Below are 10,967 nucleotides of genomic sequence, written 5' to 3'. Positions count from 1 at the left end.
GAAGCGGGTAGACGGCCTGGCTCGCGAGCAGGATCGAGGTAGCGTTGGTGGACATGACCCGCTCGAAATCGGCGAGCGGAAACGTCGCGGACGGGCCTTGCAGGTGAATGCCCGCATTGTTGACGAGCACGTCGAGCGCCGCGTGCAGCTCGACCGCGCGCTGCAGGTGCGGCAGCAGCACCGCGACCCGCGCGCGCTCGGCCGCGTCGAAATCACGGCCGCGGTGCGCGCGGCTCACGAAGAACGCGCATTCGACGCCACGCTCGCCGCGCAGGTTCGCGCCGAGGATGTAGCGCAGGTCGAGCGGCTGCAGGTACTGCCGGTAGAAGTCGTGCGTGCGCCACGCCGCTTCGCCGAACAGCGCGTCGGCGGTGAACACGTGGCCGGCGGGCTGGTCGAGAAACGGGCAGAGCGCGTAGAACTGTTCGCTGTACGACGGCTCGCCGGGCAGCAGCGGGCCGTGTGTCGACGCGTTGATGATGAGGCCGCGCCGCGTGCCGCCCGGATTGCGCAGCACGAGCGTCGTGAAGCTCGCGTCGAGCTGCGCGCGGATCGCTTCGAGAAATCCGGCCCACGGCGTCGCTTCGGTCGGGCCCCGGTAGACGAGGCCGAGCCACGCGTCGAGGTCGCGCGCCGTCCACGCGGTGTCGTCGAACGAGTCGTGGGCGACGGCGCCGCCGCCGGCCGGAACAGCGATCCGCATGCTCGCAATCTCCTGGAACGCAATGAGGTTTCCCGGTCGAGCATACGGATCCGGCGGCGGCACGCGTCATCCGAACGGAGTAGGGCCGCGCCGGACGATCAAGCCGAGCGTTCGCGCAGCAGGTGCGCGACGATGCGTGCCGCCGCGTCCTCCGGCGTTTCGGCCACCGTGTCCACGCGCAGCTCCGGATGCTCGGGTGCTTCGTATGGCGAATCGATGCCGGTGAACTGCTTCAGCTCGCCGCGCCGGGCCTTCTTGTACAGCCCCTTCGGATCGCGCTCCTCGGCGACCGCGAGCGGCGTGTCGACGAACACCTCGACGAATTCGTCGGGCCCGACGAGCGCGCGCGCCATCTCGCGTTCGGCGCGGAACGGCGAGATGAACGACACGAGCGCGATCAGGCCCGCGTCGACCATCAGCCGCGCGACCTCGGCGACGCGCCGGATGTTCTCGACGCGGTCGGCTTCGGTAAAGCCGAGATCGCGGTTCAGCCCGTGCCGCACGTTGTCGCCGTCGAGCAGGTACGTGTGCTTGCCGAGCGCATGGAGCTGCTTTTCGACGAGGTTCGCGATCGTCGATTTGCCGGCGCCGGACAGCCCGGTCAGCCACACGATCCGCGGCGTCTGGCCCTTTTGCGCGGCGCGCGCGTGCCGGTCGACGTCGACCGCCTGCCAGTGCACGTTGTGCGCGCGGCGCAGCGCGAAGTGCAGCATCCCGGCGCCGACCGTGTCGTTCGTGTAGCGATCGATCACGATGAAGCCGCCCGTGTGGCGGTTCTGCGTGTACGGATCGAACGCGACCGGCCGGTCGAAGCTCAGGTTGCACACGCCGATCTCGTTCAGCGCGAGCGTGCGTGCGGCGAGATGCTCGCGCGTGTTCACGTCGATCTTGTATTTCGGCGTCGCGCATGTCGCGCCGACCGTCTGCGCGCCGAGCTTGACGAGATACGGCCGGCCCGGCAGCAGCGGGGCGTCGTGCATCCACACGACGGTCGCCTCGAACTGGTCGGCGACCTCGGGCGGCGCATCGGCGCGCGCGATCATGTCGCCGCGGCTGATGTCGATCTCGTCGGCGAGCGTCAGCGTGACCGCTTCGCCGGCGCGCGCGACGTCGGCCTCGCCCACCGGCGTGATCACCGACGCGACGCGGCTTTCCTTGCCGGACGGCAGCACGCGGACGCGTTCGCCGACGCGAATCTCGCCCGACGCGATGCTGCCCGCGTAGCCGCGGAAGTTCAGGTGCGGACGGTTGACCCACTGGACCGGCAGCCGGAACGGCTCGTGCTGCTTGTGTACGCCGTCGCGCGCGTCGAGCGCCACCGTTTCGAGGTGCTGCATCAGCGTCGGGCCGTCGTGCCACGGCATCCGCGTGCTCGGGACGATCACGTTGTCGCCGCGCAGCGCAGACAGCGGAATGCTGACGATCTCCGACAGGCCGAGCTCGGCCGCGAACGCGCGGTAGTCCGCGTCGATGCGCTCGAACACCGCGCGGTCGTAGTCGACGAGATCCATCTTGTTGATCGCGAGCACGACGCGCCTGATGCCGATCAGCGCGACGAGATGGCTGTGGCGGCGGGTCTGCGTGAGCACGCCCTTGCGCGCATCGATCAGGATGACTGCGAGATCGGCGGTCGACGCGCCGGTGATCATGTTGCGCGTGTACTGCTCGTGGCCGGGCGTGTCGGCGACGATGTACTTGCGCCGCCCGGTCGCGAAGAAGCGATATGCGACGTCGATCGTGATCCCTTGCTCGCGCTCGGCCGACAGCCCGTCGACGAGCAGCGCGAAGTCGAGGTTGCCGCCCTGCGTGCCGAGCTTCTTCGAATCGGCTTCGAGCTGGCTCAGCTGATCGTCGAACAACTGGTTCGACTCGTAGAGCAGGCGGCCGATCAGCGTGCTCTTGCCGTCGTCGACGCTGCCGCACGTGATGAAGCGCAGCAGGTCTTTCGTTTGCCGGTCTTGCGTATCGTGCGCATGCTGAGCGTGGCCCGCGACGTGGTCGGGCGCGGTGAGTGCGTTTGCGTGTTCCATCAGAAATATCCCTCCTGCTTCTTCTTCTCCATCGATCCGGCCGAATCGCTGTCGATCAGCCGCCCCTGGCGCTCTGACGTGCGCGTGTCGCGCATCTCGCGCAGGATGTCGTCGAGCGACTCGGCGTCGCTGTCGATCGCCCCCGTCAGCGGATAGCAGCCGAGCGTGCGGAACCGCACCTTGCGCATCTGCGGCACTTCGCGTTCGCGCAGCGGCAGCCGGTCGTCGTCGACCATGATCAGCGCGCCGTCGCGTTCGACGACGGGCCGCGCCTTCGCGAAGTAAAGCGGCACGATCGGGATGTCGTGCAGCCGGATGTACTGCCAGATGTCGAGCTCGGTCCAGTTCGAGATCGGGAACACGCGCAGGCTTTCGCCGTTGCGCTTGCGCGCGTTGTACAGCGACCAGAGTTCCGGGCGCTGCCGCTTCGGGTCCCAGCGGTGCTGTTCCGAACGCAGCGACACGATGCGTTCCTTCGCGCGCGACTTTTCCTCGTCGCGGCGTGCGCCACCGAACGCGGCGTCGAAGCCGTAGTGATCGAGCGCCTGCTTGAGACCCTGGGTCTTCCACACGTCGGTGTGCAGCGCCGAGCCGTGCGTGAACGGATTGATGTGCTGCGCGACGCCTTCGGGATTCACGTGCACGCGCAGTTCGAGGCCGAGCCGCTCGGCGGTCGCGTCGCGAAACGCGATCATCTCGCGGAATTTCCAGGTGGTATCGACATGCAGCAGCGGGAAGGGCGGCTTCGCGGGGTAGAACGCCTTCATCGCGAGATGCAGCATGACCGAGCTGTCCTTGCCGATCGAATACAGCATCACCGGGTTGTCGCTCTCCGCGACCACCTCGCGCATGATGTGGATGCTCTCGGCCTCCAGCCGCTCCAAGTGGGTCAACATCGTTCGTCTCCTTGTTCCATGCCGGCGCCGCGCGACGTGTGCGGCGGCTCGTGCATGACGCCAAAGGTAGCGACGAGCGCCGATGCGGCTCTTCGTCCGGGTGGACTAAGGCGCGGCGTGGGCATGCCGGGTTCGGGCAGCGGATCTTTCCTTAGTCCACCTGGACGAAGTGGCGGACCGTACGGACGCTTAATGTGGGCGCTCGACCATCGGCGGAGACGACACATGACGGACGACACACGTTCGACGCAACTGCTATCGGGCCAGACCTGGGCCGATTTCTGCGACACCCTGAAACGCAGCGGCCAGCAGGTGCTGCGCGCCGAAGCGCCGGACGATCCGCTCACGCGCGCGGAAGGGTTCCGCTACCTGAGCCGGCTGATGCGCATCGCGCTCGAGATGCACGTCGAATTCGCGGACGGCGCGTGGCCCGGCTTCTTCTCGCCGTCGCACGAAACCGCGAAGATCGGCGCGGACAATCCCGACAACCTGTACCAGTACGCACGCGTCGACGGGCGCTGCGACTATCGCGTGACGGGGCGGCGCGGCACGGTCGCGTACCTGAGCTTCGGCACGCAGAAGGGCGGCTACGAGACCGACGGCAAGATGCTGCAGACGGGCTTTCTCGACGCGAAGCAGCTCGAGACCGCGCCGGACGGCAGCTTCGAGATCGTGCTGAGCCAGACGCCGCGCGCGGGCAACTGGCTGCGCATGGAGCCGGCCACGAACGCGCTGCTCGTGCGGCAGACGTTCCTCGACCGGCGCAGCGAGACGCCCGCGCAACTGAAGATCGAGCGCATCGACGCGCAGGATCGTCCCGCGCCGCTCGATCCTGTCGCGCTGCAGCGCGGCCTGACGCGCGCCGCGCAGTTCGTCGAGCAGACCGCGCGGCTGTTCGCCGACTGGGCCGCGAGCTACCGGTCGCACGTGAACGCGCTGCCGCCCGCGGACCAGGCACTGTGCCAGTCGGTCGGCGGCGATCCGAACATCTACTACTACCACTCGTGCTGGTCGCTTGCGGACGACGAGGCGCTCGTGATCGACGTCGACCGTGTGCCCGACTGCGACTTCTGGAACGTGCAGCTCAACAACTACTGGATGGAGTCGCTCGACTACCGTCATTTCGACGTGTGCGTGAACAAGCACCGCGCGCGCGTGAACGATAGCGGCGGCGTGACGGTGATCGTCGCGGCCGGGAATCCCGATCCCGGCCGCGCGAACTGGCTCGACACGGCCGGGCATCGGACCGGCACGATCTGCTGGCGCTGGGTCGGCGCTCGGGAGCACGTGCATCCGCGCACCCGCGTGGTCAAGCTCGCGACGCTGAAGGAGACCGTATGAACAACTCTCAGCTCGACCACGTCCGCACGCAACTCGACGCCGACGCCCTGCTCGCGCAAGCCAGCGCGCGCGCGGGCGGCCTGACCGCGTTCGGCGACGGCCCGTATCGCGACGCGCTCGACGTGCTGTGCGCATCGCTGATTCACGAAGCGAACCTGTCCGCGCGCGGTGCGGACATGATGCGCGAGAAGCTCGTCGGCCAGCTCGTCAACCGGCTGATCGTCGAGGACTACTGCCGGTGCCATCCGGAAATCGAGTCGATCGCGATCGACGATCCGCTCGTGATCGTCGGCCTGCCGCGCACGGGCACCACGCTGCTGCAGCGGATGCTCGCGGTCGACCCGCGCTTTCATTCGGCCGCGTGGTGGGAAACCCGCTATCCGGCGCCGCTCGCGGGCGAGACGCCCGACGCGCCCACCGTGCGCATCGCGCGCGCGCAGGCCGAGGTCGCGCAGATGATCGACTGCATTCCACAGATCCTGTCGATCCATCCGCTCGACGCGATGCTCGCCGACGAGGAGTTCATGCTGATGGAGCACTCGTTCGTCTGCGCGATGGATTCGTATGCGAACGTGCCCGGCTATACCGCGTGGCTCGCGCGGCAGGATCTCACGCCCGTCTATGCGTACCTGAAGCGGATGCTGCAGTTCCTGCAGTGGCAGAAGGCGCGGCGCGCGGTTGCGCCGGCCGCGCCGGCCGCGCGCTGGCTGCTGAAGACGCCGCAGCACCTGCATGCGCTCGACGTGTTGTGCCGCGTATTCCCGCGCGCGCAGGTGGTGCTCACGCATCGCGATCCGGCGCAGACGATTCCGTCGATGGCGAGCATGGCGCACACGCTGTGGCAGATGTACGCGGACGATCCGGACCCGCGCGTCGTCGGCGCGCAATGGAACGCCGGGATGGCGCGCGCGATCGGCGCCGCGATGGCCGCACGCGACGCGCTGCCTGCGGAACGGTTCCTCGACGTGCGTTTCGAGGACACCGTCACGAACCCGCTCGGCGTCGCCGAGGCCGTGTACCGCTTCGCGGGGATGCCGCTCGACGCCGACGCGCGCGCGGCGATGCAGGACTGGCTCGCGCGCAACGGCCGCGACAAGCGCGCCGCGCACGACTATTCGATTGCGCGTTTCGGTTTCACCGACGCGCAGCTCGCGCACGATTTCGCCGCGTATCGCGCACGCCACCTGCAAGCCGGCGACTGACCGCGCCGCACGTTCCAACCCGATGAGGAGACAACCCATGTTGCTGAAGGACAAGATCGTCGTGATTTCGGGCATCGGCCCCGGGCTCGGCGTGAAGCTCGCGGTCGAAGCCGCACGCGAGGGCGCGCGAGGCGTCGTCGTCGCGGCGCGCACGGCCGCGAAGCTCGACGACGCAGAGCGGCGTATTCGCGAACTAGGCGTCGATTGCGAGGTATTGAAGCAGGTGACCGACATCACCGAGCGCGCGCAGTGCCGGCAGCTCGCGGACGCGGCGATCGCGCGCTTCGGCCGGATCGATGCGCTCGTGAACAGCGCGTTCGTGCACGGCACGTTTCCGGAGCCGGTCGATGCCGCCGACCTCGACGGCTGGCGCGCGGTGTTCGACACCAACGTGTTCGGCACGATGACGCTGACGCAGGAAATCGTGCCGCAGATGAAGCGCCAGCGGCGCGGCGCGATCGTGATGATCAACACGCAGGCAACCCGCAAGCCGTTTGCAGGCGAAGCCGGCTACGCTGTGTCGAAGGGCGCGCTCGCGGTTGCGGCAAAATACCTCGCGCGCGAACTCGGCGTGCACGGAATCCGCGCGAACAGCATCCACATGGGGTGGATGTGGGGCGTGCCGACCCAGACCTATTTCCGCGACGCCGCGGCCGAGTGTGGGATGACCGACGAGCAGATCATCGCGCCTATCGCGTCGAACATCGCGCTCGCGCGCCTGCCGACCGACGACGACTGTGCGCGTGCCGCGCTGTTTCTCGCGTCCGATTACGCGAACGCGGTGACGGGCGCGACGCTCGACGCGAACGGCGGCGATTTCATGCCCTGACCGATGGAGATACGGACGATGCAGGCAAACGACGACGGGCGGCACTTCTTCGCGTTCAATGGCGACGCGGACGGCCTGTGCGCACTTCAGCAACTGCGGCTCGCCGAGGGCCGGCGAGGCACGCTCGTCACCGGCGTGAAGCGCGACGTGTGCCTCGTCGCGCGTATCGACGCGCGCGCCGGAGACCGGATTACCGTGCTCGACGTGTCGCACGACCAGAATCGAGACGCGGTCGCGAAGCTGCTCGGCGACGGCGTCGCGATCCGCTATTTCGACCATCACTACGCGGGCGACCTGCCGTGCGACGCACGCTTTCACGCGCATATCGACACGGCGGCGGACGTATGCACGAGCGCGCTCGTGAACCGCTACCTCGACGGCCGGCATGTGCGCTGGGCGATCGTCGCGGCGTTCGGCGACGAACTGCCGGCGCTCGGCGACGTGCTTGCTCGCGCTCACGGAATCGGCGAGGCCGATGCGCGCACGTTCGCGGAGCTCGGTCATTACCTGAACTACAACGCTTACGGCGACTGCGTCGGCGATCTGCATTTCGACCCGGCGGCGCTCGCCGACGCGATGCTGCCGTGCGCGGATCCGCTCGACTTCGTGCGCGGCACGCCGGTGTTCGCCGCGCTGCGCGACGGCTATCGCGACGACATGGCGCGTGCCTGCGCGCTGGCGCCGCTGCGCGAAGTGCCGGGCGCGACGCTGATCCGGATGCCTGATCAAGCGTGGGCGCGGCGTGCGACGGGTATGCTCGCGAACGAGCGGATGCGCAGCCAACCGGGCACCGCGCTCGCTGTGTTGTCGCCGCGCGCGGAGGGCGGGTTCGTCGTCAGCGTGCGCGTGCCCGACGGCCGTCCGCTCGGCGCCGACGATTTCTGCCGCGGCTTCGCGACGGGCGGCGGACGCAAGCGTGCGGGCGGCATCAATCATCTGCCGGAAGCGGAATTCGATGCGTTCGCCGCGCGTTTCGAGGCGGCGTTCCGGATCGATTGACAGCGCGTCGCGCGGTACTCCGCGCGGCGTGCTCGCCACGGCCAGCCGGTCGCCTGCGCGCGGCCACGCGTTCAGGTCCCGGGAGCGGCCGTCGATGCCGCCCATCGCGCGCGCCCTGTCACGCGCGCTTGCGGCTTCGCGCTGCGTGCAGCGCTTCCGCGCGCGCCTTCACGTCGAGTGCGCACTGGTCGAAGCCGCGCTTCACCCACGCGCCGTGGTTGCGCATGATCGTGTCCGCGTTGACGCCGAGGAACTGGTCGGTCGTCACATAGCGGCAGCGTTCGGGGCCGTCCGCGTCGATGTACTGGTCGCGGCGCGCGGCGTCCTTGTTGTCGTCGGTGGGGCGCTGTTCCCACGACAGCAGGCGTTCGGGCTCGAACGCGACGAGCGTTTCGTTGACGGGGATCACGTCGCCGGTGTCCGGAATCCGGACCTGCATGCAGACCAGATCGCCGAGACGGCCGGTCGTTTCGAGGCCGACGCAGAAGGTGTTCCATTCTGCATAGCGCGGGAAGTCGGTCAGCACTTCCCAGACGACCGATGCGGGGGCGGCGATGTCGACGGTGATTGAGGTGACGAGATTGGCGGCTTTGGTCATGGCGGCGTAATCAGGTGTGGTGGGGCGTGATGGGTCGGGTGAGGCCGTGGCGTCGTCGCGGAACTGGCGGAAACGGCCGAAGGCGCCGCGGCGGTCGGAGAGGTGTGCGCCGGCAGCGCCGGGCTGCGCGCGGCATGCGCATGCCGCCGGCGTCGGCGCGTCTGGCGGACTGGTCGTAGCGCGGCGTGCGCGGCGCTTGCCGGCACGCGCCGCACATCGCGACTTGCCCGACATCGAGCGTAGGCGGTCGTGGGCCGCGAAAAATCGTCGGAATGGACTAAGGCGTTCTACGGGGGCGGGACGATCCCGCCGCGCCGTACGCTTGGCAGCGCGGCCTCACGATGCGTTGGCCACGGCGCCGTCGGGCCGGCGACGCAATCTCAGTTGCAGAACGCGACGTGCTCGAGCATCGCGAGCGCGATACCCGAATCGAAGTACGCGGCGCCGCACCACGCGACGAACGCGAGCGCGCCGGCCGCGAGTGTGGCGCGGATCATGCCCATGCCGGCTTGCCCGGTGCCGGCCGGGCGACGCGTGCATCGTTGATCGGCAGGTGCACCAGTGCCGCGACGATGCCGAGCACGATCGAGCCGATCCACAGCGGCATGTACGAATGCACCGCGTCGTACACGAGCGCGCCGAGCCACACGCCGAAGAAGCTGCCGAGCTGGTGCCCGAAGAAGACGAAGCCGAACAGCGTCGCGATATAGCGCACGCCGAACACCTGCGAGACCACGCCGTTCGTGAGCGGCACCGTGCCGAGCCACGTGAACCCCATCACGGCCGCGAACGCATAGACGCTCGCGGGGGACAGCGGCGCCACGACGAACGCGACCATCGTGAGCGAGCGCACGAGGTACAGCACGGACAGCACGTACTTGCGGCGCAGCAGGCCGCCGAGGTGGCCGCACGCATAGGTGCCGGCGACGTTGGTCAGCGCGATCAGCGCGAGCGCGATGCTCGCGTGGCGCGCCGGCAGGCCGTGATCGAGCAGGTACGCGGGCAGGTGGGTCGCGATGAACGCGAGCTGGAAGCCGCATGCGAAGAAGCCGGCGTTGAGCAGCCAGAAGCCGCGGTGCGAGAACGCCTCGCGCACCGCGTCGGCGATCGACTGGTCGTGCTCGTGCGCGCCCGACGCGCTCGCGGGGCGGTCGCGCAGCAGCACGGCGAGCGGCGCGAGCACGACGGCGACGAGCGCGAGCGCGGCGAACGCATGGCCCCAGCCGATGCCGCCGATCAGGCCTTGCGCGACCGGCACCATGCAGAACTGGCCGAGCCCGCCGATCGCGCCCGCGACGCCGAGCGCCCAGCCGCGCTGCTCGGCCGGGAACATGCGGCTCAGCGCGCCGTAGATCGCGGCGAACGCGGAGCCGGACAGCGCGATGCCGATCACGAGCCCCGCGCCGAGCGTGAAGAGCGCGGGCGAGCCCGCGTGTGCCATCGTCACGAGCCCGAGCGCGTATAGCAGCATCCCGGCGACGATCACGCGCGCCGAGCCGAAGCGGTCGGCGATCATCCCCGTGAACGGCTGTGCGATGCCCCAGATCAGGTTCTGCAGCGCGAGCGCGAGGCCGAACGTTTCGCGCGACCAGCCGTGGTCGAGCGTAACGGGGGCGAGGAACAGGCCCTGGACGTGGCGGATGCCGAGCGCCACGCCCATGATCAGTCCGCCTGCGAGGACGGGTAGCCAGCGGTATCGGAATTCGTACTTGAGCGGGGGCATCGGGCGTCTCCGGAAAGTCGGCGGCGCGCGGCGGAAAGGGCGCGCGGACAGCTCGATTAGACGGCCCGCGCGCGGCGGCGCTCAAGCGATCATTCGGTCGGGTTCGCATGCGCGCTGCGCATGTGACGGGCCGTGCGGCGGTATGCAGCGGGGATGCGCGTTCCGGTGCGCCGGATCGCCGGTGATGCAGCCGCTGGTTCGCTTACGGGTTCGCGGGATCCTGCGCGCGCATCACCGCGTCGCATTCGGCGGCCTCCGCGCAGATCCAGTCGCGCACGTCGGCCACTTCGCGCCGCGGCGCCGGATCGCGCTGGAACAGCCAGTATCCGTAGCGGTTCGGCGGCGCGGTGCCGCGCGGGCCGAGCACCGCGAGACGGCCGTCCGCGAGCATCGGCGCGACGAGCGCGAGCCGCCCGAGTGCGATGCCTTGCCCCGCGATCGCCGCCTGGATCACCTGGTCGTACTGGTTGAAGCGCAGCACGCCTTTCGGGCGCGCGTCGCCGAGCCCGGTCGCTTGCAGATGGTCGAGCCAGCGCAGCTGCGTTTGCGGCTGCCCGTCGAATTCGAGCAGCACGTGGCCCGCCAGCGCGGCCGCGTCGGCGATCGGCCGCGCGGCGAGCGCCGGGTGCGCGACCGGCACGACGGA

10 protein-coding genes are annotated in these 10,967 nt (G+C 69.3%); 4 read left to right on the top strand and 6 right to left on the bottom strand.

Annotated elements, in window-relative coordinates:
- From G3N94_RS36750 to cysD, 3 genes are all read right to left on the bottom strand, one after another.
- Positions 1-703: SDR family NAD(P)-dependent oxidoreductase (locus G3N94_RS36750; RefSeq protein WP_241022279.1), on the bottom strand; the 703-nt coding region annotated here is incomplete at its 3' end.
- Between the two features lie 98 nt (positions 704-801).
- Positions 802-2,733 carry a sulfate adenylyltransferase subunit CysN gene (cysN, locus tag G3N94_RS36745; RefSeq protein WP_205799138.1) on the bottom strand — a complete coding sequence of 644 codons (1,932 nt, stop codon included), beginning with the start codon at positions 2,731-2,733 and terminating at the stop codon, positions 802-804.
- Positions 2,733-3,629, bottom strand: a complete 897-nt coding sequence (gene cysD, locus G3N94_RS36740; RefSeq protein WP_205799137.1) for a sulfate adenylyltransferase subunit CysD — start codon at positions 3,627-3,629, stop codon at positions 2,733-2,735. The genes cysN and cysD overlap by 1 nt, the downstream gene beginning before the upstream one ends.
- 225 nt (positions 3,630-3,854) lie before the next feature.
- Between cysD and G3N94_RS36735 the strand changes: the two genes are divergently transcribed.
- Genes G3N94_RS36735 through G3N94_RS36720 form a run of 4 tightly spaced genes read left to right on the top strand, consistent with a single transcriptional unit; the run spans position 3,855 to position 8,000 of the window.
- Positions 3,855-4,970, top strand: a complete 1,116-nt coding sequence (locus G3N94_RS36735) for a DUF1214 domain-containing protein (protein ID WP_205799136.1) — start codon at positions 3,855-3,857, stop codon at positions 4,968-4,970.
- Positions 4,967-6,172 (top strand): sulfotransferase, encoded by a 1,206-nt coding sequence (locus G3N94_RS36730; protein WP_205799135.1) that lies wholly within the window; start codon positions 4,967-4,969, stop codon positions 6,170-6,172. Before G3N94_RS36735 ends, G3N94_RS36730 begins: the two co-directional genes overlap by 4 nt.
- Positions 6,173-6,209: 37 nt before the next feature.
- On the top strand, positions 6,210-7,001 hold the full coding sequence (locus tag G3N94_RS36725) for an SDR family oxidoreductase (RefSeq protein ID WP_205799134.1): 792 nt from the start codon (positions 6,210-6,212) through the stop codon (positions 6,999-7,001).
- A gap of 18 nt (positions 7,002-7,019) precedes the next feature.
- Complete coding sequence (locus G3N94_RS36720) at positions 7,020-8,000, top strand: acetyltransferase (protein ID WP_205799133.1); 981 nt, start codon at positions 7,020-7,022, stop codon at positions 7,998-8,000.
- A gap of 118 nt (positions 8,001-8,118) precedes the next feature.
- On the opposite strand, the gene G3N94_RS36715 is transcribed toward G3N94_RS36720, so the two are convergent.
- The 3 genes from G3N94_RS36715 to G3N94_RS36705 form a co-directional block, all read right to left on the bottom strand.
- Positions 8,119-8,598, bottom strand: coding sequence for an SRPBCC domain-containing protein (locus G3N94_RS36715; protein ID WP_205799132.1), 480 nt, complete (start codon positions 8,596-8,598; stop codon positions 8,119-8,121).
- Positions 8,599-9,091: 493 nt separating this feature from the next.
- Entirely contained in the window at positions 9,092-10,321 is a 1,230-nt protein-coding gene (locus tag G3N94_RS36710) for an MFS transporter (RefSeq protein ID WP_205799131.1), read from the bottom strand.
- Between the two features lie 202 nt (positions 10,322-10,523).
- Positions 10,524-10,967: LysR substrate-binding domain-containing protein (locus G3N94_RS36705; RefSeq protein ID WP_241022278.1), on the bottom strand; the 444-nt coding region annotated here is incomplete at its 5' end.

This window comes from Burkholderia sp. Ac-20353 (assembly GCF_017104785.1).
Taxonomy (GTDB): domain Bacteria; phylum Pseudomonadota; class Gammaproteobacteria; order Burkholderiales; family Burkholderiaceae; genus Burkholderia.
The sequence above is the reverse complement of the archived record's forward strand: the minus strand, read 5'-3'. Positions and strand labels throughout refer to the sequence as shown.

Excerpts from the sequence above, each read along its gene's own strand:
- G3N94_RS36710 (WP_205799131.1), bottom strand. The coding sequence starts at position 10,321 with ATGCCCCCGCTCAAGTACGAATTCCGATACCGCTGGCTACCCGTCCTC.
- G3N94_RS36715 (WP_205799132.1), bottom strand. The coding sequence starts at position 8,598 with ATGACCAAAGCCGCCAATCTCGTCACCTCAATCACCGTCGACATCGCC.
- cysN (WP_205799138.1), bottom strand. The coding sequence starts at position 2,733 with ATGGAACACGCAAACGCACTCACCGCGCCCGACCACGTCGCGGGCCAC.
- G3N94_RS36725 (WP_205799134.1), top strand. The coding sequence starts at position 6,210 with ATGTTGCTGAAGGACAAGATCGTCGTGATTTCGGGCATCGGCCCCGGG.
- G3N94_RS36720 (WP_205799133.1), top strand. The coding sequence starts at position 7,020 with ATGCAGGCAAACGACGACGGGCGGCACTTCTTCGCGTTCAATGGCGAC.
- G3N94_RS36735 (WP_205799136.1), top strand. The coding sequence starts at position 3,855 with ATGACGGACGACACACGTTCGACGCAACTGCTATCGGGCCAGACCTGG.
- G3N94_RS36730 (WP_205799135.1), top strand. The coding sequence starts at position 4,967 with ATGAACAACTCTCAGCTCGACCACGTCCGCACGCAACTCGACGCCGAC.
- cysD (WP_205799137.1), bottom strand. The coding sequence starts at position 3,629 with ATGTTGACCCACTTGGAGCGGCTGGAGGCCGAGAGCATCCACATCATG.